Genomic DNA, 26,958 nt, shown 5'->3' with positions numbered 1-26,958 from the left:
GGTACAAAAAATCAGAACGGTAATTGGAGATCAGGGGCAACACGTTTCAACTGGGCGTGGAACACGTCCTTGATGCGCTGCAACTCAGCCTCGGAATCCGCCTCGAAACGCAGCACCAGCACCGGTGTGGTGTTGGATGCGCGAACCAGGCCCCAGCCTTTGGCGTAATCGACCCGCACGCCGTCAATGGTGGTCAGGTTGGCGCCTTCGCCCCATTGCGCATCGTGCAGTGCGTCAATGATGCTGAATTTGCTCTCTTCGGTCACATGGATATTGATCTCAGGCGTAGAAATATCATCCGGGAAGGTTGCAAACAGGTCTTCCGCGGTGGATTTTTCCTTGCTGAGGATCTCCAGCAGACGAGCGGCGCTGTAAATACCGTCGTCAAAACCGAACCAGCGCTCCTTGAAGAACACGTGGCCGCTCATTTCGCCGGCCAACAGCGCGCCGGTTTCCTTCATTTTCTTTTTGATCAACGAGTGACCGGTCTTCCACATTAGCGGGCGACCACCGTATTCCTTGATCAGCGGCGTCAGGCGGCGGGTGCATTTGACGTCGAAGATGATCTCGGCGCCCGGGTTGCGCGCCACGACGTCGCGGGCAAACAGCATCAGCAGGCGGTCAGGGAACACGATATTGCCGGTGTTGGTCACCACGCCGACGCGGTCGCCGTCGCCGTCGAACGCCAGGCCCAGGTCGGCGCCGGTTTCCTTGACCTTGGCGATCAGGTCTACCAGGTTTTCAGGCTTGCCCGGGTCCGGGTGGTGGTTGGGGAAGTTGCCGTCGACCTCGCAAAACAGCGGGATCACTTCGCAATTCAGCGCTTCGATCAGCTGCGGGGCGATCACGCCGGCCGCGCCGTTGCCGCAATCGACCACCACTTTCAGGCGGCGGGCGAGTTTGACGTCGCGGGTGATCTCGTCCGAGTAGCGATCGAGAATCTCAACCTTGGTGATGGTGCCGGCACCGCTGGTCAGGTCGTTGGTCTTCAGGCGCGTGTGCAGGGCCTGGATCTGTTCGTTGGCGAGGGTGTCGCCGGCGATGACGATCTTGAAACCGTTGTAGTCCGACGGGTTGTGGCTGCCGGTGAGCATCACGCCCGACTTGCCGGCCAGTACGTTGGCCGCGTAGTACAGCGCAGGCGTCGGCACCAGGCCCACGTCACTGACGTGGCAGCCGCTGTCGGCCAGGCCCTGAATCAGTTGCTCGACCAGCTCGGGGCCGGACAGGCGGCCGTCACGGCCCACGGAAACGTCAGGCTCGCCCTGCGCCAGGCTCTGGGAGCCAATGGCGCGGCCGATCCAGTAGGCGGTCTCGGCGGTCAGGGTCTTGGGGACCACGCCACGGATGTCATAGGCGCGGAAAATGCTGTCGGGAAATGTCGGGGCGACTCGGGCTGCATTGCTCATTGCGGGGGGGAACTCCATCTGAAAAGGGCGGGGCTGGCCTCAGGGGTGCTGACCGGCAGGCTCAAACTGAAGGGTAAGACGGCGTTTTTGGCATAGAGTTCGTGGTGCAAAAGTGCCATCGGCGCCGAAGCACCGCCCTTTCGCCCGCTTAATGCCCTGATTTCACTGGGGAAATCTTGCTGATAAGTTCCGCGCATTCTTCATCCTGAAAGGCCATGCGTTGGCGTCAGGCCGGGTGAGGCACCCGGCTTGGTTCTGCTAAGTCAGTTCAGCTTAGTCAGTGGCTGCCGGAATGCCCGAAGCCACCTGCACCGCGCTGGGTTTCGTCGAACTCTTCGACCAGTTCGAAATGCGCCTGCACCACGGGTACCAGCACCAGTTGGGCAATTCGCTCGCCGACGGCGATGTTGAACGCGGTCTGACCACGGTTCCAGCACGACACCATCAGCTCGCCTTGATAATCCGAGTCGATCAGGCCGACCAGGTTGCCGAGGACGATGCCGTGTTTGTGACCCAGGCCGGAGCGCGGCAGGATCAGCGCCGCCAGGCCCGGGTCACCCACGTAGATCGACAGGCCGGTGGGAATCAGAATGGTCTGGCCCGGCTCAAGCACGGTGTCCTGCTTGAGCATGGCGCGCAGGTCGAGGCCGGCGGAGCCCGGAGTGGCGTAGGCCGGCAGCGGGAATTCGTTGCCGATGCGGGGGTCGAGGATCTTGGCTTGCAAAGCGTGCATGGAAATTAAACCTGGTTCAGCCGTAGGGCGATAAATGAGATCAGTTGGCGGGCAATCTTGCCCTTGCTGGTCTGGGCGAAAACGGTGGCGTGCAACTCGCGGTCGATCACGCTGATGGCGTTTTCCTCGCTGTTGAAGCCGATGCTCGGGTTGGCGACATCGTTGGCGACAATCAGGTCGAGGTTTTTGTCTTTCAATTTGCGTGCGGCGTAGTCCAGCAAATGCTCGGTTTCCGCGGCGAAACCGACGCTGAACGGACGGTCCTCACGGGTGGCGATGGTGGCCAGAATGTCCGGGTTGCGGACCATTTGCAGGAGCAGGCCGTCACCGCTTGTAGGGTCTTTCTTGAGCTTCTGCGGCGCAACCACTTCGGGGCGGTAGTCCGCTACCGCTGCCGAGGCGATAAACAGGTCGCAGGGAATCGCCGCTTCACAGGCCGCCAGCATGTCGCGGGCGCTGACTACGTCGATTCGGGTGACGCGATCCGGCGTTGGCAGATGCACCGGGCCGGTGATCAGGGTTACCCGGGCGCCTGCCTCGACCGCCGCTTCAGCCAGGGCAAAGCCCATTTTTCCTGAGCTATGGTTGGTGATGTAGCGCACCGGGTCGATGTTTTCCTGGGTCGGACCGGCGGTGATCAGCACGTGCTTGCCGGTCAGCGCCAGGTGCTGGAAGCAGTCGGCGGCGCATTGGGCGAGGTCGGTGGCTTCGAGCATGCGGCCCATGCCCACGTCGCCGCAGGCCTGGCTGCCGGAGGCCGGGCCGAAGACCTTGAGGCCGCGGCTTTGCAGGAGCTGGGTGTTGGCCTGGGTGGCCGGGTCGCGCCACATGGCCTGGTTCATGGCCGGGGCGATGGCGACGGTGGCGTCGGTGGCCAGCACCAGGGTCGTCAGCAGGTCGTCGGCAATGCCTTGGGCCAGGCGGGCGATCAGGTCGGCGGTGGCCGGGGCGATCAGCACCAGGTCGGCCCACTTGGCCAGCTCGATGTGGCCCATGGCGGCTTCGGCCGCAGGGTCCAGCAAGTCGAGGTGAACCGGGTGGCCGGACAGGGCTTGCATGGTCAGCGGGGTAATGAATTCACTGCCGCCACGGGTCATGACCACGCGCACTTCGGCGCCTTGGTCCAGGAGCCTGCGAACCAGCTCTGCGCTCTTGTAGGCGGCAATGCCGCCGCCGACGCCGAGAACGATGCGTTTCCGATACAGACGCTGCATTGGCTTGCCTTTCCAGTTCAGTGATGGCGTTGCGATGCCCCCTCCCCAGGTGAAATCGCACGCAAAAAGATGGCCTAAGATACCACAGCGTCCGCCATGCAACAGCGGCGCACATGCACACGGAGGTGCCATGAGTATTCGTGATTGGCCTGCGGCCGAGCGCCCGCGGGAGAAGCTGTTGGAGCTGGGGGCGGCGAGTCTTTCCGACGCCGAATTGCTGGCGATTTTCCTGCGCACCGGGGTGGCCGGTAAAAGTGCCGTCGACCTGGCGCGGCACCTGCTGGCGCAATTTGGCAGCCTGCGGGCACTGATGGAGGCCCGGCGGTTGGTGTTCAGCCAGCACCTGGGGTTGGGGCCGGCGAAGTTCGCCCAGCTCCAGGCCGTGCTGGAAATGGCCCGTCGCCATCTGGCTGAGCGCCTGCGCTGCGATTCGGTGCTGGAAAGCCCGGAGGCGGTGCGCGACTACCTGAAGGCGCTGTTACGCCATGAGCCTCACGAGATATTTGGCTGCCTGTTTCTCGACTCCAAACATCGGGTGCTGGGGTTCGAGAAGTTGTTTCAAGGCACCATCGACACCGCCACGGTCTACCCCCGGCAAGTGGTCAAGCGCGCCCTGGACTACAACGCCGCCGCCCTGATCCTGTGCCACAACCATCCTTCCGGCAGCGCCGAGCCCAGCATCGCTGATCGAAAAATGACCAGGGTGCTGCAAAAGGCTCTGGAGATGGTGGACGTGCGCGTGCTGGACCACATCATTGTGGGGGAGGGTGACCCGCTGTCGATGGCGGAGTATGGGTGGATGTAGGGTGAAAGCCGCTGCAAGTGGCAAGCTGCAAGCCTCAAGCAGGCTTGCAGCTTGCAGCTTATGGCTTGACGCTGACTTTCGAGTAATCCTGACGCCCGAACGGGCTCACCTGGTACCCCTCGACATTCTTGCGAGTCAGGGCGAATGCGGTCGGATGCGCCAGTGGCAGCCACAGTGCCTGTTGCTGGATCTGCGCCTGGGCCTGCTGATACAGCTTGCTGCGCACGCCCTGTTCGCTGGTGGTCTTGCCGGCGCTGATCAGCTTGTCCAGTGCCGGGTCGCAGTAGCGGGCGAAGTTGGTGCCGGACTTCACTGCCGCGCAGGAGAACTGCGGCGTGAGGAAGTTATCCGGGTCGCCGTTGTCGCCGGCCCAGCCCATGAACAACAGGTCGTGCTCACCCGCCTTGGCGCGGCGGATCAGTTCGCCCCACTCGATCACGCGGATTTCAGCCTGGATGCCGACCTTGGCCAGGTCCGCTTGCAGCAACTGCGCGCCGAGGCTCGGGTTGGGGTTCAGCAGGCTGCCCGACGGCCGGGTCCAAATGGTGGTCTTGAAGCCGTCCTTGAGTCCGGCGCGGTCCAGTAGCTGCTTGGCCTTGGCGATGTCTTGCGGGTAGCCCGGCAAGTCCTTGGCGTAGCTCCAGGTGTTGGGCGGGTAGGGGCCGTTGGCGGCTTCGGCGGTGCCTTCAAATACGGCCTTGAGGTAGCTGGCCTTGTCGAAGGCGAGGTTGATCGCCTGGCGAACTTCCGGCTTGTCCAGCGGCGGGTGCTGGCTGTTAATGGCGACAAACGCAGTCATGAAGGCCGCGGTTTTCTCGATCTTCAGGTCAGCGTCTTTCTTGGCGGCGTCGATGTCCAGTGGCTTGGGCGACAAGGCGATCTGGCACTCGTCGCGACGTAATCTCTGCAGGCGCACGTTGGCGTCCGGGGTGATCGCGAAGATCAGGTTATCCACCGCAGGTTTGCCGGCGAAGTAGTCCGGGTTGGCCTTGTAGCGAATCGTCGCGTCCTTCTGGAAGCGCCCGAAAATGAACGGCCCGGTGCCGATAGGCTGGCTGTTGAGCTTCTCGGGTGTGCCGGCCTTGAGCAGTTTGTCGGCGTATTCCGCCGGGTAGATCGAGGCAAAGCCCATGCTCAAGGCGGCGAGGAAGGTCGAATCGGCGTGGTCCAGGGTAAAACGCACGGTCAGCGGGTCAAGGGCGTCGATCTTCTTGATCAGCGTGGGCAGTTGCAGGGATTGGGCGTGAGGGAAGCCGCTTTGGGCGACCTTGTGCCACGGGTTGGCCGGGTCGAGCATGCGTTCGAAGCTGAAGCGCACGTCTTCGGCGGTCAGGGTGCGGCTTGGGGTGAAGTAGTCGGTGCGATGGAATTTAACGTCCTGGTGCAGCTTGAAGGTGTACGTCAGGCCGTCCGGCGACACTTCCCAGCTGTCCGCCAGGCTGGGGACCAGCTTGCCACTGGTGGCGTCGAAGTCCACCAGGCGGTTCATCAATACGTCTGCCGAGGCGTTGGTGGTGGTCAGCGAGTTGTATTGCACCACGTCGAAGCCTTCGGGGCTGGCTTCGGTGCAGACGCTCAAGGTGGTAGCCGCCTGGGCGTGTGCAGCAATAAAAAGAGGGGCTAGCAATAGCGGTAGGGCAGCGAGGCGCATATTCGGTTTCCTTTGCAGATCGAAGGCCCATCTGCGAGTGCAGTCTGGAAAAGTCCTACCGTAGTGGGCTGATTGACAAATGACTAGCCCATTTTTGCCTGTGCTTTTGCCTCAAATACTGTTTTGATGGCGCCTCAGGTCGTTTTGCCGGGCACTTTGCAGTGCGCGCAGGCGCTGTAAATCATTCTGTGCGACGAGCGGTTAGCTTCTATAGCGGCCCACCCTGGCAACGGTTCAGGCGTCCATGGCCTGGATTTACGCGTGGAAAAACACACGGCCTGTTGTTGCACTGGGGTCTTTCTGGTATAAAGCAGCGCTCTTTTCTAGGGGCCCGGTTCCTTCGCTAGTAGGTGTAGCCGGTAAGACCCTAAAGAAACGCGGCGCCTGGCGCCAAATGACTGAGAGATTAAGCGGCCAACCCATGCCGGGTTGGGCATGTGGTTTTAGAGGGCTGAGGCATGTCGAGAGTCTGTCAAGTTACCGGTAAGGGTCCGGTGACTGGGAATAACATTTCCCACGCAAACAACAAAACCCGTCGTCGTTTCCTGCCAAACCTGCAGCATCACCGCTTTTGGGTTGAAGAAGAGAAACGTTTTGTCCGTCTGCGCGTATCTGCCAAAGGCATGCGTGTTATCGACAAGCGTGGCATCACTGTCGTGCTGGCCGAACTGCGCCGCGACGGCAAAATCTAAGGAGCTAAATCATGCGTGAATTGATTCGAATGATCTCTAGCGCCGGTACTGGTCACTTCTACACTACCGACAAGAACAAGCGTACTACCCCGGACAAGCTCGAAAAGAAAATGTTCGACCCGCGCGTTCGCAAGCACGTGATCTACAAAGAAGGCAAAATCAAGTAATTGGTTTTCTTTCTTGTGAAAAAAAGCCCGTATCTCACGATGCGGGCTTTTTTTTGTGCCTGAAGAATTAATTGATCAGGCCTTTTCTTCGAACACCACGTAGATCTTGCGGCAGGGTTCCAGCACTTCCCAGGTGCCACTGAAACCGGCCGGGATGACGAAGCGGTCGCCGGCCCGCAAGGTCTTGGCGTTGCCGTCGGCGTCACGCAATACAGAGACGCCCTGCACGATCTCGCAGTATTCATGCTCGGTGTAGTTGACCTTCCACTGCCCGACCTCACCTTCCCAGACTCCGGCGCTCATTTGGCCGCACGGACTGTTGTAGTGGTTGTAGACGGTTTGCTCGGGATCACCCTTGAGGATTTTCTCCGCGGCCGGACGGTAGCGGTCAGGTTCGGTCCTGGCCTGGCTGAAGTCGACGATATTCTGGATGTTCATGGGCGTGTCCCGTCTGGCCTGCGGTTGGAGAGCCCAAAGTCTATGTTTATTAAAATGAACATCGCAAGGGCGTTTGCTGGCGTTATGTCAAATATATTGAAACATCCATCGTCGCTGGTTTAGGGTGGCAGCTGCCTTGAGCCGAACAGCTGGCTGGCCGGGCAAGAATTCTTCGAAGGTGCCTGGGTACATCGCCCGGCCCTTGTATTCAATAAGAGGAGGACACTCGCATGACCACCCTGACCCGTGCCGACTGGGAACAACGCGCCAAGGATCTGAAGATCGAAGGCCGTGCCTACATCAATGGCGAATACACCGCCGCTGTTTCCGGCGACACGTTCGAATGCCTCAGCCCGGTCGATGGCCGCCTGCTGACAACCGTTGCCAGCTGTGACGTCGCCGACGCCCAGCGCGCTGTTGAAAACGCCCGCGCCACCTTCAATTCCGGTGCGTGGTCGCGCCTGGCGCCAGCCAAACGCAAAGCGACCATGATCCGTTTTGCCGGCTTGCTCAAGGCCAACGCCGAAGAGCTGGCCCTGCTTGAAACCCTGGACATGGGCAAGCCGATCAGCGACTCCCTGTACATCGACGTTCCCGGCGCGGCGCAAGCCCTGAGCTGGAGCGGCGAGGCCATCGACAAGATCTACGACGAAGTCGCCGCCACACCCCACGACCAACTGGGCCTGGTGACCCGCGAGCCCGTCGGCGTTGTCGCGGCCATCGTGCCGTGGAACTTCCCGCTGATGATGGCCTGCTGGAAACTCGGGCCGGCGCTGTCCACCGGTAACTCGGTGATCCTCAAGCCGTCTGAAAAGTCGCCGCTGACCGCCATCCGCATCGCGGCCCTGGCCGTTGAAGCCGGGATCCCGAAAGGCGTGTTCAATGTGCTGCCGGGTTATGGTCACACTGTGGGCAACGCTTTGGCGCTGCACATGGACGTCGACACCCTGGTGTTCACCGGTTCCACCAAGATCGCCAAGCAGCTGCTGATTCGCTCCGGCGAGTCGAACATGAAGCGCGTCTGGCTGGAAGCCGGCGGCAAGAGCCCGAACATCGTGTTCGCCGATGCCCCGGACCTGCAAGCTGCCGCTGAATCCGCCGCCAGCGCCATCGCCTTCAACCAGGGCGAAGTGTGCACCGCCGGTTCGCGCCTGCTGGTAGAGCGTTCCATCAAGGATAAATTCCTGCCGCTGGTGATCGAGGCCCTCAAGGCCTGGAAGCCGGGCAACCCTCTGGACCCGGCCACCACGGTAGGTGCACTGGTGGATACTCAGCAGATGAACACCGTGCTGTCGTACATCGAGGCCGGGCATGCCGATGGCGCCAAGCTGGTGGCCGGTGGCAAGCGCACGTTGCAGGAAAGCGGCGGCACTTATGTCGAACCGACGATTTTCGACGGTGTGACCAACGCCATGAAGATCGCCCAGGAAGAAATCTTCGGCCCAGTGCTGTCGGTGATTGCCTTCGACAGCGTGGAAGAAGCCATTGCGATCGCCAACGACACCCAATACGGCCTGGCTGCTGCGGTGTGGACGTCGAATATCTCCAAGGCGCACCTCACCGCCAAGGCACTGCGTGCCGGCAGCGTGTGGGTCAACCAGTACGATGGCGGCGACATGACCGCACCGTTTGGTGGTTTCAAGCAGTCGGGTAACGGCCGCGACAAGTCGCTGCACGCGTTCGACAAGTACACCGAGCTGAAGGCGACCTGGATCAAGTTGTAAGTAATCCCGGCGACTCCCTGTAGGAGCGAGCTTGCTCGCGAAGGACTTGAACGATGACGCGGGCATTCTGGATGCACGCGGTGCTCTCAAGTTTTTCGCGAGCAAGCTCGCTCCTACAGTTCGTTTGCAGCCCTGAAAAATAATGATCCACAGGAGCGTGGAAATGCGTTGGGCGACCTATTTCGCCGTGTTGGCGTCGGTCTTGAGCGTGGGCCTGGCCCTGGGCGTGAGCATGCCGCTGGTGTCTCTGCGCCTGGAAAGCTGGGGTTACGGCAGTTTTGCCATCGGCGTAATGGCCGCCATGCCGGCCTTCGGTGTACTGCTCGGGGCCAAGGTTTCCAGCGGCCTGGCCTCGCGCCTGGGCACGGCGAACCTGATGCGCCTGTGCCTGTGGGGCGGGGCGGTTTCCATCGGATTGCTGGCGGTACTGCCCAGCTACCCGGTGTGGCTGGTGCTGCGGCTGATGATCGGGGTGATCCTGACCATCGTGTTTATCCTCGGCGAAAGCTGGATCAACCAACTGGTGATCGAGCGCTGGCGCGGCCGGCTGGTGGCGCTGTATGGCTGCAGTTATGCCTTGAGCCAACTGTCGGGCCCGTTGCTGCTGGGCGCGCTGGGTACGGATAACGACATCGGATTCTGGGTAGGCGTTGGCTTGCTGACGTTCTCGCCGATCCTGCTGTTGGGCCGATCCGGCGCGCCGACTGCCGAGTCCTTCAGCGTGACCTTCGGCGACTTGCTGCGTTTCTGTCGAGGCTTGCCGGCGATTGCCTGGGCGGTGGCGTTATTCGCTGCATTCGAGGCGATGATTCTTACGCTGCTGCCGGTGTATTGCCTGCAGCAGGGCTTCACCGCCGAGATCGCCCTGGCGATGGTCAGCACCGTGGTGGTCGGTGACGCGTTGCTGCAACTGCCGATTGGCGCGCTGGCGGACTACCTGCCTCGGCGCACGCTGTTTCTCGGCTGTGCACTGATGCTGCTGGCGACGAGCCTGGCGATTCCACCGTTGCTGGATACGCTAATGATCTGGCCGGTGTGGGTGCTGTTCGGGGCCAGTGCCGGCGGGTTATTCACCTTGTCGCTGATCCTGATTGGCGAACGCTACCGTGACGACGCTTTGGTGCGTGCTAATGCGCACATCGCGCAGCTGTGGGGCATTGGCTGCCTGATCGGGCCGTTGGTGGCGGGTGCCGGCAGCCAGTGGATCAGCGGGCATGCCTTGCCGCTGTTGATGGCGGCGGGGGCGTTGGGTTTGGTGATTCTGCTGCTCCGCCAAGGCGCGTTCGGCGCTACACAGCCGGCCTGAACTTGAAATGCGAACAACTGTGGGAGCTGGCTTGCCTGCGATAGCGAAGTGTCAGCTTGCGCATCCTGTGCCTGACACTCCGCAATCGCGGGCAAGCCCTGCTCCCCCAAGGCTCTGCGCTGTTCTTAAAGCATGCGTTCCAGCCCGACGGATGTGGCGAACCAGGCATTGAACCGGCGCCACCAGTTACCCGGCTCGCGGGTCAGGGTGTGCAGTTGGCCATTGTCTTCGGTCACCCAGACCACCTGGCCATCCTGCAGTTTCGCCTGATAGCTCAATGGCGGCGCCATGCCTTCCAGTGCAAGGTTGCGCACGTGCTCTGCCAGCTCCGGGCTGTCTACCAGCACCCCGACTTCGGTGTTCCACAGCACCGAGCGCGGGTCGAAGTTGAAGGAGCCGATGAAGGATTTCTCCCGGTCAAAGATGATCGCCTTGCTGTGCAGGCTGGAATCCGAGCCGTGGAAAGTGCCTTTGCGGAACAGATGAGGGCCGCTGCCGCCGCCATCTCCCGGCTGCCGGCGCAATTCGTACAGCTTTACCCCGTGTTCCAGCAACGCCTTGCGATAGGGCGCATAACCGCCGTGCACCGCTGGCACGTCGGTGGCTTCCAGGGAATTGGTCAACAGGCTCACCGAGACGCCGGCGTCCGCACGGCCGGTCAGGTACACGAGGCCAGGTTGCCCTGGTACGAAGTACGCCGAAATCATCATCAGCTCATGGCTGACCCCTTCCAGCTCCGGTGCCAGCTGAGTGGTGAGCAGCAGCCGGGGATCCGGATCGGCCTTGGCCAGCACTTTGCTCGGCGCATCCCACAGCGCCTGGTTCCAGGCCCAGATCAGCTCACGGCGCCAGATGTCCATGCGCGGCTGGGTCTTGTAGGTGCGCAGGCGGTTGTACAGGGCATGGTTTTGTTGGCGCGATTCGGCCAGGGAGTCTTCCAGGCGTACGCGGGCGCTGGCCAGGTCGCCTTTGGAGGCGCTGCTGACGAAGTCACCGATGGGTTTGCTCAGGGCACTGTTCCAGTACTGATCGAAACTGTGGCCCAGTTGCTCGGCCACCGGGCCCACGCTGAGCATGTCGATATCGGTGAAGTTGAGGTTGGGTTCGGCGTCGAAATACTCATCCCCCAGGTTGCGCCCGCCAACGATGGCCACGCTGTTGTCTGCCAGCCACAGCTTGTTGTGCATGCGCCGGTGTTGCAGCGAGAGGTCGAACAGCCGTGCCATGGCCCGCGTTACGCCGGTGCTGCGGCCCAGGTGCAGCGGGTTGAACAGGCGGATCTGGATGTGCGGGTGGGCGGCGAGGGTGGCGATGATCTGGTCCAGGCCGTCGCTGGTGGTGTCGTCCAGCAGGATGCGCACGCGCACGCCACGGTCGGCGGCCTTGAGCAGCTCATCCACGAGCATGCGGGTGCTGATGCCGTCGTGGACGATGTAGTACTGCAGGTCGAGGCTGGTCTGGGCGTTGCGGATCAGTTCGGCGCGAGCCATGAAGGCTTCGCTGCTGTTGGGCAGCAGGCGGAACCCGGAGCGGCCTTTGTAGGGCGCGGCCTGGGCCTGGATCGAGCGGCCGAATGACGACTCACTGGCCGGCAAGGCCTCGCTGGGCGTACGCGGCGAGTCGAGGGTGGCGCAGCCGCCCAGGGCCAGGATGCCCAGCAGGAAAAACGGTAATAGCCGTTGGGTCATCAATGACATGGGTTCCGAATCAGGGCGGTTGTCGGCATATGACGGCTATTTCCCGGGAAAGGTCAGTCCGCTGCTTCGGCCAGCAACTTGATGGCGGTGGCGCCGACCTTGCGCACGGCCTCTTCAATCTGCGGCGTTGGTTTGGCAGCGTAGTTCATGCGCAGGCAGTTCCTGTACTTGCCGGAGGCGGAAAAGATACTTCCCACAGCAATCTGTACACCTTCATCCACCAGCAGCCGGTTGAGCTTCAACGTGTCGAAGCCTTCCGGCAGTTCCACCCACAGCATGAAGCTGCCCTGTGGGCGGCTGGCGCGGGTGCCTGCGGGGAAATAACGGCTGACCCAATCGAGCATCAAGTCGCGATTGCGCTGGTATTGGGTACGCATCCGGCGCAAATGCGGTTCGAAATGACCGTTTTTCAGAAATTCGGCAATCGCGATCTGTGGCTGGGTCGCGGTGGCGCCGGTGCTGATGTATTTCATGTGCAGCACACGTTCCAGGTAACGACCGGGTGCAACCCAGCCGATCCGCAGGCCGGGCGCCAGGGTTTTCGAGAAGGAGCTGCACAGTACGACGCGGCCATCTTCGTCGAAGGATTTTATGGTGCGTGGACGCGGGTAGCTGTAGGCCAATTCTCCATACACATCGTCTTCGATGATTGCCACGTCGAAGCGCTGTGCCAGGGTCAGCAGTGCGCGTTTGCGCGATTCCGGCATGATGTAGCCGAGCGGGTTGTTGCAGTTGGGGGTCAGCTGGATGACCTTGATCGGCCACTGTTCCAGCGCCAGCTCCAGCGCTTCCAGGCTGATGCCGGTGAGTGGGTCGGTGGGGATTTCCAGGGCCTTCATGCCCAGGCCCTTCAGGGTTTGCATGGCGCCGTGGAAGCTTGGCGAGTCGACGGCAACGATGTCGCCCGGCTCACAAATGGCGTGGATGCTCGCGGACAGCGCTTCGTGGCAGCCGGTGGTGATCACCAGGTCCTGGGGCGTCAGTTGGCAGCCGGAGTCGAGCATCTGGCGGGCAATCTGTTCGCGCAGGTCCAGGTTGCCGTGGATGGTGTCGTAATACAGCCCCGGCATGTCCTGGCGTCGACTGATTCGCGCGAGGCTGCGCAGCAAGGGCTTCATGGTTGGCGACAATACATCCGGCATGCCCCGACCCAACTGTATGGTGTCTTTGCGTGGCACCGCGCGGATCAGCTCCAGTACCTGGTCCCACTGGGAAATTTCCACCGGGCGCTGGGCCGGGCGGCCTATGGCGGGCAGCGCCGGCAAGTCGCGGCTCACCGGCACGAAGTAGCCGGATTTGGGCTTGGGCATCGCCAGGCCGTTGTCTTCCAGCACGCGATAGGCCTGCTGCACGGTGCTCAGGCTGACCCCATGCTCCACGCTCAAGGCCCGCACTGACGGCAATCGATCGCCCGGGCGGTAGAAGCCCTGCTCGATGCGCGTGCCCAACAGTTCGGCGAGGTTGACGTATAGCGTCATGGCGAGGCTTCCCGATTACCAGTACAGATCAGCTGAAAATACAGGATTCAGCGGCAGATAGGCAGTATCTGTATGGATTTAATACCGGGCGGTTGAATCTGTCATGGTTTCGCGTGGCGGCTCATCCTGTGTACTCATGGCAATACGTAAATGAGGGGCAGGAAAATGAGCGGTCTGAGCGATGTGCGGTTGGCGTTACACAGTCAGGAACTCGAAGCTGGGCAGGAGCGGCGCATGGCAACGCGTACCACGGCCCCGGCACTCAGTGCATGGGCGTTGTTCTGGCACCGCATGCACACGCGCAAGACCTTGCTGGAGCTGACCCCGGAGCAACTGCGTGACGTGGGCCTGAGCGCCGAGCAGGCGCGCCGGGAAGGCTTGAAACCCTTCTGGCGCGGTTGATTCAGACCAGTTCTTTCAACCGGTGCCAGAGCATTCCCAGCGCCAACAGCGGCGAGCGCAAGTGCTTGCCGCCCGGGAACGTGATGTGCGGCACCTTGGCAAACAGATCAAACCGCCCGCTTTGCTGGCCGCTGATGGCTTCACCCAGCAGTTTGCCTGCCAGGTGAGTGGCATTGAGACCGTGACCCGCGTAGGCCTGGGCGAAATACACATTGGGGTGTTCGGCCAGGCGGCCAATCTGCGGCAGGCGGTTGGCGCCGATGCCGATCATGCCGCCCCACTGGTAATCGATGTTCACGTCGGCCAGTTGCGGGAACACCTGCAGCATTTTCGGACGCATATAGGCGCCGATGTCCTTCGGATCCCGTCCGGAATAATGGCAGGCTCCCCCGAACAACAAGCGTCGGTCGGCTGACAGCCGGAAGTAGTCCACGGTCACCCGTTGGTCACACACCGCCATGTTTTGCGGCAGCAGCTCGGCTGCCTGGGCTTCGCTCAAGGGCTCGGTGGCGATGATGTAGCTGCCGGCGGGCAGCACCTTGCCACTCAAATGCGGGTTGAGGCCGTTCAGATAGGCGTTGCAGCCCAGTACCAGGGTCTTGGCGCGCACGTTGCCTTGGGCGGTGTGCACGTTGACCTCCGGGCCATAGTCGATGCGCACCGCTTCGGAATGCTCGAACAATTGCACGCCCAACTGCTGTGCGGCAGCCGCCTCGCCGAGGGCCAGGTTCAGCGGGTGCAGGTGGCCGGAACCCATGTCGATCATGCCGCCCACATAGCGGTGGGAGCCGATCACGCTGGGCATTTCGCTGGCTTGCAGCAGGCGCACTTCATGGCGATAACCGAGGCTTCGCAGTTCTTCGGCGTCGGCGGCCAGGTGTTCCAGGTCGCGGGGCTTGTTGGCCAGGTCGCAGTAGCCCCAGGTCAGGTCGCAGGCGATCTGCGAACGTTCGACCCGCTGGCGCACGATTTCCACGGCCTCCAGGCCCATCAGTTTCATCTGGCGCACGCCATCGGCGCCGATGACGTGGGTGAATTGATCCAGGCCATGACCGACGCCGCGAATTAACTGCCCGCCGTTGCGCCCGCTGGCGCCCCAGGCGATTTTGCGGGCCTCCAGCAGGACCACGCTGAAACCACGCTCGGCCAGTTCCAGGGCGGTGTTCAGTCCCGAAAAGCCGCCGCCGACCACGCACACATCGGCCACGACTTCACCTGTCAGCACCGGATAATCGGGCTGCGGGAAACTGCTGGCGGCGTAGTAGGAATTGGCGTGCCGGGCGCTGGCGGTCATGGGGAGCCTCCCTGTTTGGAAAATTTGACGCAGGATACAGCGGTCGGACGAAGCTGTCTCACCGGGGGCTTTTAGGGCAAAATCCACGTCTATTCGCCGTTCGGTCCCTGTGTCGATGAGTTGCAACAGTCAGAAAGTCAACGCGCTGCGCCGGCAGATTCCCTCGTTCGAGTGCGTCCCGGGTTGCCATGACTGCTGTGGGCCGGTGACCACCTCCACCGAGGAAATGTCGCGCCTGCCGCGCAAGACCGCTGCAGAGCAGGACGCGGCGATGGATGAGCTTAACTGCGTGCACCTGGGCCCCAACGGCTGCACGGTGTACGACGAGCGACCGCTGATTTGCCGCCTGTTCGGCACCACGCCGACCTTGCCATGCCCCAACGGCCGCCGCCCGGTGGAGTTGATCCATCCGCGGGTGGAAAAGCAGATTCACGAGTACATGGCGAGCACGCGGCAGGTGTTGGTCTAGCGCTTAGTCCGGGATGGGCAGATTCAAACTCTCCTTCACCTCTTCCATCACGATGTAGCTCTTGGACTCCCGTACGTGGGGCAGCTTGAGCAGGATATCGCCGAGCAATTTGCGGTACGACGCCATCTCTGAGATACGCGCCTTCACCAGGTAGTCGAAATCCCCCGACACCAGGTGGCACTCCAGCACGTGGGGCAGTTTCAGCACGGCGCGTCGGAATTCTTCAAAGGTGTCGCCGGACTTGTAGTCGAGGCTGATCTCGACAAACACCAGCAAGCTGCCCTTCAAATGCTGCGGATTGAGCCGGGCGTTGTAGCCCATGATGATCCCTTCGCGCTCCAGGCGCCGGACCCGCTCGGTGCACGGCGTGGTCGACAGGCCAACCTTTTCCCCCAGCTCAGTAAACGAAATTCGTCCGTCTGCCTGCAGGATGCGCAGGATGTTGCGGTCGATCTTGTCCAGTTCCCGCTTGGTCTGAGTGTTGGTCCGCATAGGGGATGCTCCTCCGTGAAAAGGGTTTTTGCCGAGAATTGTCGCCAAATATAGGCAGTTATATAGTGAAATGCACTGGCGATTGCTTTTTATACTGCCCACATCTTTGTGCTGAACAACAAACGTCAGCGGTCAAGCCGTGATGAGGGAATAAAAATGCGCGTTCTGGTCTTGGGTAGCGGTGTCATTGGCGTGGCCAGTGCCTACTATTTGGCACGAGCTGGTTTTGAAGTGGTCGTGGTCGACCGTCAACCGGCTGTGGCCATGGAGACCAGTTTTGCCAACGCCGGGCAGATCTCGCCGGGCTACGCCTCGCCATGGGCCGCACCGGGTGTGCCGCTCAAGGCTATCAAGTGGCTGCTGGAGCGCCATGCGCCTCTGGCGATCAAGGCCACCGCCGACATCGACCAATACCTGTGGATGGCGCAGATGCTGCGCAACTGCACCGCCAGCCGGTATGCGGTGAACAAGGAGCGCATGGTGCGCCTGTCCGAGTACAGCCGCGATTGCATCGACGAACTGCGCGCCGAGACCGGTATTGCCTACGAAGGCCGCACTCTGGGGACTACGCAACTGTTCCGCACCCAGGCCCAGTTGGATGGTGCTGCCAAGGACATCGCGGTATTGAAAGAGTCTGGCGTGCCTTACGAGCTGCTGGATCGCGCCGGCATTGCCCGCGTCGAGCCGGCCCTGGCCAGCGTTACCGATATCCTCGCCGGTGCCCTGCGTCTGCCGAATGACCAGACCGGCGACTGTCAGATGTTTACCACCCGCCTTGCCGACATGTGCAAGCAACTGGGTGTCGAATTCCGCTTTGAGCAAGATATCCAGCGCCTGGACTACGCCGGTGATCGGGTGAACGGCGTGTGGATCGACGGCAAGCTGGAAACCGCCGACCGCTACGTGCTGGCCCTCGGCAGCTACTCGCCGAAACTGCTCAAGCCGCTGGGGATCAAGGCGCCGGTGTACCCGCTCAAGGGCTACTCGATGACCGTGCCGATCACCAACCCGGCGATGGCCCCGACCTCGACCATTCTCGACGAGACCTACAAGGTCGCGATCACCCGTTTCGACAACCGCATTCGCGTCGGTGGCATGGCTGAAATAGCCGGTTTTGACCTGTCGCTGAACCCGCGTCGGCGGGAAACCCTGGAGATGATTGTCAACGACCTTTATCCTCAGGGCGGTGATTTGAGCCAGGCCAGTTTCTGGACCGGCCTGCGGCCGACCACCCCGGACGGCACGCCTATTGTCGGTGCTACCCCGTTCAAAAACCTGTTCCTGAACACCGGCCACGGCACCCTCGGCTGGACCATGGCCTGTGGCTCTGGTCGTTTGCTGGCGGACCTGATGGCGAAGAAAACCCCGCAGATCAGTGCCGAAGGCCTCGATATTTCCCGTTACGGCAACCACCAGGAGTCCGCAAAACATGTCAATCCAGCGCCAGCTCACCAATGAGCGCATGAGCCAGATCGTTGTTCACAGCGGTACCGTGTATCTGGCAGGGCAAGTCGGCGACGACATGAGCGCCGGGATTGAACAACAGACCCGTGAAACCCTCGTCAATATCGAGCGTTTGCTGGACCTGGCCGGCACCGACAAAACCAAGTTGCTGTCGGTGACCATCTACCTGAAAGACATCGACGCGGACTTCGCCGGGATGAACGCGGTATGGGACAAGTGGCTGCCAAAAGGCGTCGCACCGGCCCGTGCCACGGTTGAAGCGAAACTTTGCGAACCGGAAATCCTGGTTGAGCTGTCGGTTGTGGCCGCTCTGCCTTAAGCCAAACTCCTCTCCCGGCGCCTGCGTTGTCAGCGGGTGCCGGTTTTTTCTTCTCACTGCCGCCTAGAAGCCTGCCGCCATGCGTCCTGCCCGTGCCCTGATCGACCTCCAAGCCCTGCGCCATAACTACCAACTGGCCCGTGAAGTCACGGCTGGAGCGAAAGCCCTTGCCGTGATCAAGGCGGATGCCTACGGCCACGGTGCCGTGCGCGTTGCCCAGGCGCTGGAAGCCGAGGCGGACGGGTTTGCGGTGGCGTGCATCGAAGAAGCGCTTGAACTGCGGGCCGCCGGGATTCGCGCGCCGGTGCTGTTGCTCGAAGGTTTTTTCGAGGCCGACGAACTGCCGCTGATCATCGAGCATGACTTGTGGTGCGTGGTGCATTCGCTGTGGCAGCTGGACGCGATTGAACAGGCGCAGCTCAGCAAACCGCTGACCGTCTGGCTCAAGCTCGACTCGGGCATGCACCGTGTTGGCTTGCACCCCAAGGATTATCACGACGCCTACCAGCGGCTGCTGGCCTGCGGCAAGGTCGCGAAGATCGTGCTGATGAGCCACTTCGCCCGCGCCGATGAGCTGGACAGCACCAGCAGCGAAGAGCAAGTGGCGGTGTTTGAAGCAGCGCGCCAGGGCTTGTCGGCCCAGGTCAGCCTGCGCAATTCGCCGTCGGTGCTGGGCTGGCCGAATGTGTCCAGCGACTGGGTACGCCCGGGCATCATGCTCTACGGCGCCACCCCATTTGGTGAAGACCAGGCCATCGCCGCGCGTTTGCAGCCGGTGATGACCCTCGAATCGAAAGTCATCTGCGTACGTGAACTGCCGGCCGGCGAGCCGGTGGGTTACGGCGCGAAATTCATCACCCCGAAACCGATGCGCATCGGCGTGGTGGCCATGGGTTATGCCGACGGTTACCCGCGTCACGCACCCACCGGCACGCCAGTGCTGGTGGCTGGCCAGCGCAGCCAGTTGCTGGGCCGGGTGTCGATGGACATGCTGTGTATCGACCTGACGGACGTGCCCCAGGCCGGGCTCGGCTCCACGGTCGAATTGTGGGGCAAAAACATCCTCGCCAGTGACGTCGCCACCGCTGCCGACACCATTCCCTACCAGATCTTCTGCAACCTGCGCCGGGTGCCACGGCTCTATTCCGGCGCTTGAGCGGCACCCACGAATGGCAGATTCCGGGATTTAGGCCAAAGTGTTGTAAATACTGAACGCTGTCGCCATGATAACGCTCAATTACAACAACGCCTGAATCCTAGGAGGCTCCTGCATTGGACGTCGGCGAACGACTGCAATCCATCCGTAAACTGAAAGGTCTTTCCCAGCGTGAGCTTGCCAAGCGCGCGGGCGTCACCAACAGCACCATTTCGATGATCGAAAAAAACAGTGTCAGCCCCTCCATCAGCTCCTTGCGCAAGGTGCTGGGCGGCATTCCCATGTCGATGGTGGAGTTCTTTTCCGAGGAGATCCTCCAGGAAAAACCGACCCAGATCGTCTATAAAGCCAATGAGCTGATCGACATCTCCGACGGCGCCGTCACCATGAAACTGGTGGGCCGCGCGCACCCAAGCCGGGCGATTGCGTTCCTCAACGAGATCTACCCGCCAGGTGCTGATACCGGCGAAGAGATGCTCACCCATGAGGGCGAGGAAACCGGGATCCTGGTGGAAGGCCGCCTGGAACTGGTAGTGGGCCTTGAAACTTTTGTGCTCGAAGCCGGCGATAGCTACTACTTTGAAAGCACCAAGCCGCATCGTTTTCGCAATCCGTTCGAAGTGCCGGCGCGACTAATCAGCGCAGCCACACCCGCGAACTTTTAAGAAAAGAGGCGTCCTGCCTATGTCGCAGAGACGCCCGTAGCAGTATTCCGCTTTGTTGAATCTCCCCTTGGTTAATAGGGTTGTTTCGGCGGGGCGGGCTAACCGTTATACTTTCGCCGCCTGCGAAACCGTGGCCGCAGGCGTGAATAGCCACCATTGAGGGTGAACGCGTGAACCTAATTATGAAAATGCTGGCTGCACCAGCAACCGTACTGGCCCTATGGGCTGTCAGCGCTCAAGCTGCGACCAATGATGAGATCGCCAAGCGCCTGGAGCCGGTCGGCCAGGTGTGTGTCCAGGGGCAAGAGTGCAAGGGGATGGAAGTCGCCGTGGCTGCGGGCGGCGGCGGTGGCGCGAAATCGCCGGATGACGTGATCGCCAAACACTGCAACGCTTGCCACGGTACCGGTCTGTTGGGCGCACCGAAAATCGGTGACACCGCCGCCTGGAAAGACCGCGCGGATCACCAGGGCGGCCTCGACGGCCTGCTGGCCAAGGCCATCACCGGCCTGAACGCCATGCCGCCCAAAGGCACCTGTGCCGATTGCTCGGATGCCGAGCTTAAAGGTGCGATCGAGAAGATGTCGGGTCTGAAATAAACCGATCTTCGTCAAAAAAGCCGCTGACCAGCGGCTTTTTTGTGCCCGCGATTTACCTTTTGAGGCTGTTCTTTGCAGCAAAGACCCGGCAAGCTCGGTCCAACCCCAATTCATGGAATGTTCGGGAGAAGTCGGATGGTGCAGTTGTGTTCAATCGAGCAAGCGGTCGACGACGTACTGGAACGGTTGCCGGCGCATATTCACATGGGCATGCCCCTGGGCCTGGGCAAACCCAACCTGTTCGTCAATGCGCTGTACCGGCGCATCGCCAAGCTGCCGGACCGGGCGCTGACCATCTACACCGCCCTGGCCCTGGGTCGTCCGACCTTGGGCGATGGTTTGCAGAAGCGCTTTCTGGAACCCTTTATCGAGCGGGTTTTTGGTGATTATCCCGAGCTGGAATTCCTCGCCGCCCTGCGCAAGGACAACCTGCCATCCAACATTCACGTGCAGCAGTTCTTCATGCAGCCCGGCAGTTTGCTCCACAGCCTTTCGGCCCAGCAGGATTATGTCAGCAGCAACTACAGCCATGCTGCCCGTGATATCAACGCCGCCGGCCTCAACCTTGTCGCGCAACTGGTGGCCAGCAGCGCCGAACACCCGGACCGCCTGAGCCTCAGCTGCAACCCCGACATCACCCTCGACCTGTTGCCGATGATCGCCAAGCGCCGCGAGGCCGGTGAGACCATCCTGGTGGTGGGCCAAGTCCACAGTGATTTGCCCTACATGCCCGGCGACGCCGAATTGGGCATGGACGCATTCGACTTCCTGATCGACGAGAAGGACAGCACCACGCTGTTCTCCACCCCGAACATGCCGGTGGGCTTCCAGGACCACTTTATCGGTTTGCACGCCAGCACCCTGGTGCGCGACGGCGGCACCTTGCAGATCGGCATCGGCTCCATGGGTGACGCCCTGACCGCCGCCTTGCTGGCGCGCCAGGCGGACAACGAGGCGTATCGCCTGTTGCTCACCGACCTGGATGTGTACCAATGGGCGCCGCTGATCAGCCATGAAGGCGGCGTCTCGCCCTTTGCCCGTGGCCTGTACGGTTGCAGTGAAATGTTCGTCAACGGCCTGCTGGTGCTGGCCGATGCCGGGATTGTGCGGCGCAAGGTGTACCCGGATGTCGCGACCCAGCAGCGGGCCAACGCCGGCACCCTGGACGAAGCGGCGCAGACCGACGGGATCTCGGTGCACGGTGGCTTCTTCCTCGGGCCGCGCAGTTTCTACGAGCGCCTGCGTGACTTGCCACAGAGCAAGCGCCTGGAATTCAACATGACCCGCATCAGCTACATCAACGAGCTGTACGGGCAAGAAGAGCTCAAGCGTTTGCAGCGTGTGGATGCGCGGTTTATCAACAGCGCGTTTACCGTGACCCTGATGGGCGCGGGCGTGGCCGACCAGTTGGAAGACGGTCGGGTGCTCAGCGGTGTTGGCGGGCAATACAACTTCGTTGCCCAGGGCCATGCGCTGGAAGGCGCGCGCTCGATCCTGATCCTGCGCAGCTGGCGCGAATCGGGTGGTGACGTCAGCTCCAATATCGTCTGGGAGTACGGTCACTGCACCATTCCCCGGCACCTGCGAGACATCGTCATCACCGAATACGGCATCGCGGATTTGCGCGGGCAGACCGATGCCAAAGTGATTGAAAGGCTGCTGAACATCACTGACTCGCGCTTCCAGGATGACTTGATCGAACAGGCGCAAAAGGCCGGGAAGTTGCCGAAGGATTTCCAGCTGGATCCGCGTTTTGCCGATAACACGCCGGAGCGTTTGCAGGGGATTCAGGCGCGGCATCCGCGGTTGTTCCCGGAGTATCCGCTGGGGAGTGATTTCACCGAGGAAGAGCGGGATTTGTTGCGGGCGTTGAACTGGCTCAAGAGCAAATTCAAGCTGACGGAGATTCTGGAGCTGGGCAAAGCGGCGCTGGATGCACCGGAACCGGAGGCGTTTCCCGAGCACCTGGTGCGGATGCGGCTGGATAAGCCGGAGGGGTTGAAGGAAGACTTGTATCAGCGATTGTTACTTGCAGGGCTTCAAGAAACCGCCCACTAACGGGTCGGCATCGGCCTTTGTGGTGAGCGGGCTTGCCCCGCGCGAGGCAAGCTCGCTCACCACAAAAAGTCGGCGAGTGCGGGTTACTCGATGAAGGTCACCACGCCACCCGCCAACGACTGCACGCGCGCCAGCGACTCAACCCGGTAACCCTGCGCATCCAGCTCCGCACGGCCGCCCTGGAACGACTTCTCGATCACGATCCCCAAGCCGGCAACGGTCGCGCCGGCCTGTTTGATGATCGAGATCAGCGCCTGGGACGCCTTACCATTGGCCAGGAAGTCATCGATGATCAGCACGCGGTCGCTGCTGGTCAGGTGACGCGGGGAAATCGCCACGGTGCTTTCGGTTTTCTTGGTGAAGGAATACACCGTCGCCGACAGCAGGTTTTCGGTCAGGGTCAGGGACTGCTGCTTGCGCGCGAAAATCACCGGCACGCCCAGGTTCAGGCCGGTCATGATCGCCGGCGCAATGCCCGAGGCTTCGATGGTGACGATCTTGGTGATCCCCGAATCCTTGAACAACGCAGCGAATTCGTCACCGATCAGTTTCATCAGCGCCGGGTCGATCTGGTGGTTCAGAAAGGCGTCGACCTTGAGTACCTGATCGGAAAGCACGATGCCTTCTTCGCGAATTTTCTTGTGCAGTGCTTCCACGAAAGCTTCCTCTGTTGGCGCAACACGCGCCGAAAGTAGATTAAAAAGTAGTCGATTCTAGCGCTTTAACATCGCGCGTATATCCGCCAGGGCGGTGTTGCCGCGAACGGCTTTGACTTCGGTCGGTGTGTCGTCGTTGCCTTCCCACGCCAGGTCGTCCGGCGGCAGTTCGTCGAGGAACCGGCTCGGGGCACAATCGATGATCTCGCCGTACTGCTTGCGCTTGGCGGCAAAGGTAAAGGCCAGTGTCTGACGCGCGCGGGTAATGCCCACGTAGGCCAGGCGCCGTTCTTCCTCGATGGTGTCGGCTTCGATGCTGGAGCGGTGCGGGAGGATTTCCTCTTCCATGCCCATGATGAACACGTAGGGGAATTCCAGGCCCTTGGACGCGTGCAAGGTCATCATCTGCACGCCCTCGGCGCCGTCTTCCTCTTCCTGCTGGCGTTCAAGCATGTCCCGCAGGACCAGCTTGCCGATGGCGTCCTCGACGGTCATCTCGCCTTCTTCGTCCTTCTCCAGGGTGTTTTTCAACGCCTCGATCAGGAACCACACGTTGCCCATGCGGTAATCGGCGGCCTTGTCGCTGGAGCTGTTGGTGCGCAGCCAGTTCTCGTAGTCGATGTCCATGACCATGCTGCGCAGGGCGCTGATCGGGTCTTCGCCGGCGCACTGCTCGCGCACCCTGTCCATGAAGCGCTTGAAGCGCGCCAGGCGATCGGTGAAACGGGTGTCCAGGTGCTCGCCCAGGCCGATTTCGTCGGTGGCGGCGTACATCGAGATCTTGCGTTCGGTGGCGTAGTTGCCGAGCTTTTCCAGGGTGGTCGAACCGATTTCCCGGCGTGGGACGTTGATCACCCGCAGGAAGGCGTTGTCGTCGTCCGGGTTCACGATCAGCCGGAAGTAGGCCATCAGGTCTTTCACTTCCTGGCGTCCGAAGAAGCTGTTGCCGCCCGACAGACGATAGGGAATCTGGTGGTGCTGCAGCTTCAGCTCGATCAGCTTGGCCTGGTAGTTGCCGCGGTACAGGATCGCAAAGTCGCTGTAGGGCCGGTCGGTGCGCAGGTGCAGCGTGAGCAGTTCGACGGCCACGCGCTCGGCTTCGGCGTCTTCGTTGCGGCAGCGAATCACGCGGATCTCGTCGCCATGGCCCATCTCGCTCCACAGTTGTTTTTCAAACTCGTGGGGGTTGTTGGAGATCAGCACGTTGGCACACCGCAGGATGCGGCTGGTGGAGCGGTAGTTCTGCTCCAGCATCACCACTTTCAGGGACGGGTAATCGTCCTTGAGCAGCATCAGGTTTTCCGGGCGGGCGCCGCGCCAGGCGTAGATCGACTGGTCATCGTCGCCTACCACGGTGAACTGGTTGCGCTTGCCGATCAGCAGCTTCACCAGCAGGTATTGGCTGGCGTTGGTGTCCTGGTATTCGTCCACCAGCAGGTAGCGGACCTTGTTCTGCCACTTTTCGAGGATGTCGGCGTGTTCCTGGAACAGCTTTACCGGCAGCAGGATCAGGTCGTCGAAGTCCACCGCGTTGAACGCCTTGAGCGTGCGCTGGTAGTGGGTGTAGACGATGGCAGCAGTCTGTTCCTTGGGGTTGCGCGCGGCTTCCAGGGCTTCGGCGGGCAGGATCAGGTCGTTTTTCCACGAGCCGATCATGTTCTTGATCTCGTCGACGCCGTCGTCGCCCGCGTATTCCTTCTGCATGATGTCGGTCATCAGCGCCTTGACGTCAGTTTCGTCAAAGATCGAGAAGCCCGGCTTGTAGCCCAGACGCACATGCTCCTTGCGGATGATGTTCAGCCCCAGGTTGTGGAAGGTACACACCGTGAGGCCACGGCCTTCGCCACCCTTGAGCAGGGTGCCGACGCGCTCTTTCATTTCCCGCGCCGCCTTGTTGGTAAAGGTCATGGCGACGATGTACTGGGCACGGATGCCACAGCTCTGGATCAGGTGCGCGATCTTGCGGGTGATCACGCTGGTCTTGCCGGAACCGGCACCGGCGAGCACCAATAGAGGGCCGCCGACGTAGTTCACGGCTTCTTGCTGCCGGGGATTGAGTCGGGACATACGAAATTCAGGAGGTCATTGATCAAAAGGGCGGGCATTTTAACAGGCTGGCAAGATTCTGCTGCCTCTGAACGACAGTGTGACGTACCACTCGATCTAAATTTGCCGGTTTTGTTACTTTGCCGCAGGATGTGCAGGGTATTTAGGACTATTGTTCGGTCTAGAGCTGCACAGTGCGCATTTGATAACCCATATCATTGGTCATTATCGGGGCGCACGTCATAATGCCCGCCGCCAACGAAATTTTGCAGAGTCTAGGGAGCTAGCTTGTCTACGCCTGTCGAACCCTTGCGTTTGCTGCTACTGGCCGATGAGCCAGCGTGGGCAGCGTTATTGCGCGAGTGCCTGGCGCCGATGGGCGATGGGGCTGTGCTGATCAGCGCACCAAACTGGGAGTCTGTGAGCAATCTGTTCGACGACGATCACAGTGCAGTGTTACTGACCACGGCCAACCTTCAGCCCGGCCCCGGTCGTTGCAGCTTGCCAACGGTACTGTTGTTGGAGGAGGAACCTCTGGTTTCGCCCCTCGGCGTCAGTGACTGGCTGATCCTGAATGCATTGGATGTCGATACATTGCGCCGTTGCCTGCGGCATGTGCGCGAGCGCGGTGTGCTGGAAAATACCCTGCAACGCCTGGCCGAGCAGGACCCGCTGACCGGCATCGCCAACCGCCAGGGTTTCCAGACCCTGCTGACCGCCCGCCTGGCGGAAAATGAAGGCCGTGGCGTCGCCCTCGGTCACCTCGACCTCGACAACTTTCGCCACGCCAACGACGCCCTCGGCCACCAGGCCGGCGACCGGCTGATCCTGCAAGTGGTCTCGCGGCTCAAGAGCCAGCTGGAGGCCGGCGATCAACTGGCGCGCCTGGGCAGCGATGAGTTCGCCCTGCTGATCGACACCCGCCGTGCGCCCCAGCGCGCCGAATGGATGGCCGAGCGCATCATCGAAGCCATGGCCGAGCCGTATTGGGTGGATGGCGAAAGCCTGCTGATCGGCTGCAGCCTCGGTGTGGCCCATGCCCGCGCCAAGGCCGGCGCCGACCCGCTGATGTGGCACGCCCACATCGCCATGCAGCAAGCCAAGAGCACCCAGGGCTGCACCTTTCATATCTTCAACGAACGCATCAACCGCAACGCCCGCAGCCTCGCCGACCTCGAAAGCGAACTGCGCCGGGCGTTGCGCCGTGACGAACTGGAGCTGCACTACCAACCCCGCCTGGACCTCGACGACGGGCATATCGTCGGCCTCGAAGCGCTGGTGCGCTGGCGCCACGGTGAGCGCGGCTTGCTGCCGCCGAGCGAGTTCGTGCCGCTGGCCGAGCAAAGCGGCCTGATCGTGCCGCTGGGTTACTGGGTGATCTCCCGGGCCCTGCGCGACATGCAAGACCTGCGCGAACGCGGGATTGCGCCGTTGCACATGGCGGTCAACCTGTCGTTCCGCCAGTTCCAGGACAGCCAATTGCTCAGCACCCTCAGCCGGCTGATTGCCGAGCGTGGCGTGGAGGCCCAGTGGCTGGAGTTTGAGCTGACGGAAACCGCCGTGATGCGCCGCAGTGACCTGGTCAAGCAGACCATGGACGCCCTCGGCCGGCTGGGCGTGCGCTTTTCCCTGGATGACTTTGGCACTGGCTTTTCGTCGTTCGTGCACCTCAACAGCCTGCCGATTGCCTTGCTCAAGATCGACAAGAGCTTTGTCGGCGGCATGGAAGAGCGCGAAGAGAACCGCAAGCTGGTCCACGCCATGATCAACCTGGCCCACAACCTGAATCTGGAAGTGGTGGCCGAGGGCGTTGAAACGGCAGAACAACTGGCGTTGCTGCGGTTGTTCGGCTGCGACCAGGCTCAGGGTTACCTGATCAGCAAGCCGCTACCGTTGGCGGAACTGGTGGACTACCTGACGTTTGGTGACAGCCAGGAGTTGGTGGGCGGCGTGATCTGACGTTGTAAACCCGATCAAAACTGTGGGAGCCAGCTTTTGTGGGAGCTGGCTTGCCTGCGATAGCA

General features: G+C 61.6%; 24 protein-coding genes and 2 pseudogenes. 15 read left to right on the top strand and 11 right to left on the bottom strand.

The genetic code is table 11. From position 1 onward, the window contains the following. Nucleotides 1-11: 11 nt before the first annotated feature. From MUM_RS0106230 to coaBC, 3 genes and pseudogenes are all read right to left on the bottom strand, one after another. Nucleotides 12-1,427, bottom strand: a pseudogene (locus MUM_RS0106230) (phosphomannomutase/phosphoglucomutase); the annotation flags it as partial. Nucleotides 1,428-1,686: 259 nt separating this feature from the next. Then, on the bottom strand, nucleotides 1,687-2,142 hold the full coding sequence (gene dut / locus MUM_RS0106225) for a dUTP diphosphatase (RefSeq protein ID WP_003213270.1): 456 nt from the start codon (nucleotides 2,140-2,142) through the stop codon (nucleotides 1,687-1,689). Nucleotides 2,143-2,147: 5 nt separating this feature from the next. Continuing rightward, nucleotides 2,148-3,356: a bifunctional phosphopantothenoylcysteine decarboxylase/phosphopantothenate--cysteine ligase CoaBC gene (gene coaBC / locus MUM_RS0106220; RefSeq protein WP_010168193.1), complete on the bottom strand. Its 1,209-nt coding sequence runs from the start codon at nucleotides 3,354-3,356 to the stop codon at nucleotides 2,148-2,150. Between the two features lie 130 nt (nucleotides 3,357-3,486). Here coaBC and radC point away from each other — a divergent pair, with 130 nt between their 5' ends. After that, nucleotides 3,487-4,161 carry a RadC family protein gene (gene radC / locus MUM_RS0106215; protein WP_010168191.1) on the top strand — a complete coding sequence of 225 codons (675 nt, stop codon included), beginning with the start codon at nucleotides 3,487-3,489 and terminating at the stop codon, nucleotides 4,159-4,161. A gap of 58 nt (nucleotides 4,162-4,219) precedes the next feature. Here the strand turns inward: radC and MUM_RS0106210 are convergent, their stop codons facing one another. Continuing rightward, a complete protein-coding gene (locus MUM_RS0106210) occupies nucleotides 4,220-5,812 on the bottom strand; it encodes an ABC transporter substrate-binding protein (protein ID WP_029615784.1) in 1,593 nt (530 codons plus the stop codon). A gap of 458 nt (nucleotides 5,813-6,270) precedes the next feature. On the opposite strand from MUM_RS0106210, the gene rpmB reads away from it, so the two are divergent. Both rpmB and rpmG read left to right on the top strand, forming a co-directional pair. After that, nucleotides 6,271-6,504, top strand: coding sequence for a 50S ribosomal protein L28 (gene rpmB, locus MUM_RS0106205; protein ID WP_003213263.1), 234 nt, complete (start codon nucleotides 6,271-6,273; stop codon nucleotides 6,502-6,504). Nucleotides 6,505-6,515: 11 nt separating this feature from the next. Then, a complete protein-coding gene (rpmG, locus tag MUM_RS0106200; RefSeq protein ID WP_003176906.1) occupies nucleotides 6,516-6,671 on the top strand; it encodes a 50S ribosomal protein L33 in 156 nt (51 codons plus the stop codon). A gap of 75 nt (nucleotides 6,672-6,746) precedes the next feature. Here rpmG and MUM_RS0106195 read toward each other — a convergent pair whose 3' ends face one another. Beyond that, nucleotides 6,747-7,109: a cupin domain-containing protein gene (locus MUM_RS0106195; RefSeq protein WP_003213261.1), complete on the bottom strand. Its 363-nt coding sequence runs from the start codon at nucleotides 7,107-7,109 to the stop codon at nucleotides 6,747-6,749. 230 nt (nucleotides 7,110-7,339) lie between these two features. On the opposite strand from MUM_RS0106195, the gene MUM_RS0106190 reads away from it, so the two are divergent. The 3 genes and pseudogenes from MUM_RS0106190 to MUM_RS0106180 all read left to right on the top strand — a co-directional run bounded on the left by MUM_RS0106190 (nucleotide 7,340) and on the right by MUM_RS0106180 (nucleotide 10,139). After that, nucleotides 7,340-8,833: an aldehyde dehydrogenase gene (locus tag MUM_RS0106190; RefSeq protein ID WP_010168177.1), complete on the top strand. Its 1,494-nt coding sequence runs from the start codon at nucleotides 7,340-7,342 to the stop codon at nucleotides 8,831-8,833. 31 nt (nucleotides 8,834-8,864) lie between these two features. Then, nucleotides 8,865-8,954 (top strand): annotated as a pseudogene (locus MUM_RS1000000134700) (outer membrane lipoprotein carrier protein LolA); the annotation flags it as partial. Between the two features lie 42 nt (nucleotides 8,955-8,996). Next, nucleotides 8,997-10,139: an MFS transporter gene (locus MUM_RS0106180; protein ID WP_010168175.1), complete on the top strand. Its 1,143-nt coding sequence runs from the start codon at nucleotides 8,997-8,999 to the stop codon at nucleotides 10,137-10,139. Nucleotides 10,140-10,264: 125 nt separating this feature from the next. Here the strand turns inward: MUM_RS0106180 and MUM_RS0106175 are convergent, their stop codons facing one another. Both MUM_RS0106175 and MUM_RS0106170 read right to left on the bottom strand, forming a co-directional pair. Continuing rightward, nucleotides 10,265-11,827 carry a phospholipase D family protein gene (locus MUM_RS0106175; protein WP_010168173.1) on the bottom strand — a complete coding sequence of 521 codons (1,563 nt, stop codon included), beginning with the start codon at nucleotides 11,825-11,827 and terminating at the stop codon, nucleotides 10,265-10,267. A 62-nt stretch (nucleotides 11,828-11,889) separates the two neighbouring features. Beyond that, nucleotides 11,890-13,314 carry an aminotransferase-like domain-containing protein gene (locus tag MUM_RS0106170; RefSeq protein ID WP_010168170.1) on the bottom strand — a complete coding sequence of 475 codons (1,425 nt, stop codon included), beginning with the start codon at nucleotides 13,312-13,314 and terminating at the stop codon, nucleotides 11,890-11,892. A 165-nt stretch (nucleotides 13,315-13,479) separates the two neighbouring features. On the opposite strand from MUM_RS0106170, the gene MUM_RS0106165 reads away from it, so the two are divergent. Beyond that, nucleotides 13,480-13,716, top strand: coding sequence for a DUF1127 domain-containing protein (locus MUM_RS0106165; protein ID WP_010168169.1), 237 nt, complete (start codon nucleotides 13,480-13,482; stop codon nucleotides 13,714-13,716). Between the two features lies 1 nt (nucleotide 13,717). Here the strand turns inward: MUM_RS0106165 and MUM_RS0106160 are convergent, their stop codons facing one another. Further along, nucleotides 13,718-15,010 carry an NAD(P)/FAD-dependent oxidoreductase gene (locus MUM_RS0106160; protein ID WP_010168168.1) on the bottom strand — a complete coding sequence of 431 codons (1,293 nt, stop codon included), beginning with the start codon at nucleotides 15,008-15,010 and terminating at the stop codon, nucleotides 13,718-13,720. Between the two features lie 115 nt (nucleotides 15,011-15,125). Here MUM_RS0106160 and MUM_RS0106155 point away from each other — a divergent pair, with 115 nt between their 5' ends. Beyond that, nucleotides 15,126-15,479, top strand: a complete 354-nt coding sequence (locus MUM_RS0106155) for a YkgJ family cysteine cluster protein (RefSeq protein WP_010168167.1) — start codon at nucleotides 15,126-15,128, stop codon at nucleotides 15,477-15,479. A gap of 3 nt (nucleotides 15,480-15,482) precedes the next feature. On the opposite strand, the gene MUM_RS0106150 is transcribed toward MUM_RS0106155, so the two are convergent. Next, entirely contained in the window at nucleotides 15,483-15,971 is a 489-nt protein-coding gene (locus MUM_RS0106150) for an Lrp/AsnC ligand binding domain-containing protein (RefSeq protein WP_003206849.1), read from the bottom strand. 156 nt (nucleotides 15,972-16,127) lie between these two features. Here MUM_RS0106150 and dadA point away from each other — a divergent pair, with 156 nt between their 5' ends. The 6 genes from dadA (at nucleotide 16,128) to MUM_RS0106120 (ending at nucleotide 22,232) form a co-directional block, all read left to right on the top strand. Beyond that, entirely contained in the window at nucleotides 16,128-17,429 is a 1,302-nt protein-coding gene (gene dadA, locus MUM_RS0106145) for a D-amino acid dehydrogenase (protein WP_010168163.1), read from the top strand. Further along, on the top strand, nucleotides 17,401-17,754 hold the full coding sequence (locus MUM_RS0106140) for a RidA family protein (protein WP_003208752.1): 354 nt from the start codon (nucleotides 17,401-17,403) through the stop codon (nucleotides 17,752-17,754). The genes dadA and MUM_RS0106140 overlap by 29 nt, the downstream gene beginning before the upstream one ends. Nucleotides 17,755-17,833: 79 nt before the next feature. After that, nucleotides 17,834-18,910 (top strand): alanine racemase, encoded by a 1,077-nt coding sequence (gene alr / locus MUM_RS0106135; protein ID WP_010168160.1) that lies wholly within the window; start codon nucleotides 17,834-17,836, stop codon nucleotides 18,908-18,910. A gap of 116 nt (nucleotides 18,911-19,026) precedes the next feature. Continuing rightward, the gene (locus MUM_RS0106130; protein WP_003208755.1) at nucleotides 19,027-19,575 is read left to right on the top strand and encodes a cupin domain-containing protein; all 549 of its coding nucleotides are present in this window, start codon (nucleotides 19,027-19,029) and stop codon (nucleotides 19,573-19,575) included. Between the two features lie 182 nt (nucleotides 19,576-19,757). Beyond that, entirely contained in the window at nucleotides 19,758-20,174 is a 417-nt protein-coding gene (locus tag MUM_RS0106125; protein WP_003208757.1) for a c-type cytochrome, read from the top strand. A 135-nt stretch (nucleotides 20,175-20,309) separates the two neighbouring features. Continuing rightward, the gene (locus tag MUM_RS0106120; protein ID WP_010168157.1) at nucleotides 20,310-22,232 is read left to right on the top strand and encodes an acetyl-CoA hydrolase/transferase C-terminal domain-containing protein; all 1,923 of its coding nucleotides are present in this window, start codon (nucleotides 20,310-20,312) and stop codon (nucleotides 22,230-22,232) included. Between the two features lie 83 nt (nucleotides 22,233-22,315). Here the strand turns inward: MUM_RS0106120 and MUM_RS0106115 are convergent, their stop codons facing one another. Together MUM_RS0106115 and rep are read right to left on the bottom strand one after the other, a co-directional pair. Continuing rightward, nucleotides 22,316-22,888: a xanthine phosphoribosyltransferase gene (locus MUM_RS0106115; RefSeq protein ID WP_008439415.1), complete on the bottom strand. Its 573-nt coding sequence runs from the start codon at nucleotides 22,886-22,888 to the stop codon at nucleotides 22,316-22,318. A gap of 57 nt (nucleotides 22,889-22,945) precedes the next feature. Next, the gene (gene rep / locus MUM_RS0106110) at nucleotides 22,946-24,955 is read right to left on the bottom strand and encodes a DNA helicase Rep (RefSeq protein WP_010168153.1); all 2,010 of its coding nucleotides are present in this window, start codon (nucleotides 24,953-24,955) and stop codon (nucleotides 22,946-22,948) included. 267 nt (nucleotides 24,956-25,222) lie between these two features. On the opposite strand from rep, the gene MUM_RS0106105 reads away from it, so the two are divergent. Further along, entirely contained in the window at nucleotides 25,223-26,893 is a 1,671-nt protein-coding gene (locus MUM_RS0106105; RefSeq protein ID WP_010168151.1) for a putative bifunctional diguanylate cyclase/phosphodiesterase, read from the top strand. Nucleotides 26,894-26,958: the final 65 nt, after the last annotated feature.

The sequence above is a fragment of the Pseudomonas sp. PAMC 25886 genome (assembly GCF_000242655.1).
In the GTDB taxonomy this organism is placed as follows: domain Bacteria; phylum Pseudomonadota; class Gammaproteobacteria; order Pseudomonadales; family Pseudomonadaceae; genus Aquipseudomonas.
The sequence above is the reverse complement of the archived record's forward strand: the minus strand, read 5'-3'. Positions and strand labels throughout refer to the sequence as shown.

Coding starts and splice junctions, on each gene's coding strand:
- MUM_RS0106140 (WP_003208752.1), top strand. CDS start 17,401: ATGTCAATCCAGCGCCAGCTCACCAATGAGCGCATGAGCCAGATCGTT.
- MUM_RS0106190 (WP_010168177.1), top strand. CDS start 7,340: ATGACCACCCTGACCCGTGCCGACTGGGAACAACGCGCCAAGGATCTG.
- dadA (WP_010168163.1), top strand. CDS start 16,128: ATGCGCGTTCTGGTCTTGGGTAGCGGTGTCATTGGCGTGGCCAGTGCC.
- MUM_RS0106155 (WP_010168167.1), top strand. CDS start 15,126: ATGAGTTGCAACAGTCAGAAAGTCAACGCGCTGCGCCGGCAGATTCCC.
- MUM_RS0106175 (WP_010168173.1), bottom strand. CDS start 11,827: ATGACCCAACGGCTATTACCGTTTTTCCTGCTGGGCATCCTGGCCCTG.
- MUM_RS0106180 (WP_010168175.1), top strand. CDS start 8,997: ATGCGTTGGGCGACCTATTTCGCCGTGTTGGCGTCGGTCTTGAGCGTG.
- rpmB (WP_003213263.1), top strand. CDS start 6,271: ATGTCGAGAGTCTGTCAAGTTACCGGTAAGGGTCCGGTGACTGGGAAT.
- MUM_RS0106125 (WP_003208757.1), top strand. CDS start 19,758: ATGAAAATGCTGGCTGCACCAGCAACCGTACTGGCCCTATGGGCTGTC.
- dut (WP_003213270.1), bottom strand. CDS start 2,142: ATGCACGCTTTGCAAGCCAAGATCCTCGACCCCCGCATCGGCAACGAA.
- MUM_RS0106150 (WP_003206849.1), bottom strand. CDS start 15,971: ATGCGGACCAACACTCAGACCAAGCGGGAACTGGACAAGATCGACCGC.
- MUM_RS0106160 (WP_010168168.1), bottom strand. CDS start 15,010: ATGACCGCCAGCGCCCGGCACGCCAATTCCTACTACGCCGCCAGCAGT.
- MUM_RS0106165 (WP_010168169.1), top strand. CDS start 13,480: ATGAGCGGTCTGAGCGATGTGCGGTTGGCGTTACACAGTCAGGAACTC.
- rep (WP_010168153.1), bottom strand. CDS start 24,955: ATGTCCCGACTCAATCCCCGGCAGCAAGAAGCCGTGAACTACGTCGGC.
- coaBC (WP_010168193.1), bottom strand. CDS start 3,356: ATGCAGCGTCTGTATCGGAAACGCATCGTTCTCGGCGTCGGCGGCGGC.
- MUM_RS0106120 (WP_010168157.1), top strand. CDS start 20,310: ATGGTGCAGTTGTGTTCAATCGAGCAAGCGGTCGACGACGTACTGGAA.
- MUM_RS0106170 (WP_010168170.1), bottom strand. CDS start 13,314: ATGACGCTATACGTCAACCTCGCCGAACTGTTGGGCACGCGCATCGAG.
- radC (WP_010168191.1), top strand. CDS start 3,487: ATGAGTATTCGTGATTGGCCTGCGGCCGAGCGCCCGCGGGAGAAGCTG.
- MUM_RS0106210 (WP_029615784.1), bottom strand. CDS start 5,812: ATGCGCCTCGCTGCCCTACCGCTATTGCTAGCCCCTCTTTTTATTGCT.
- rpmG (WP_003176906.1), top strand. CDS start 6,516: ATGCGTGAATTGATTCGAATGATCTCTAGCGCCGGTACTGGTCACTTC.
- MUM_RS0106195 (WP_003213261.1), bottom strand. CDS start 7,109: ATGAACATCCAGAATATCGTCGACTTCAGCCAGGCCAGGACCGAACCT.
- alr (WP_010168160.1), top strand. CDS start 17,834: ATGCGTCCTGCCCGTGCCCTGATCGACCTCCAAGCCCTGCGCCATAAC.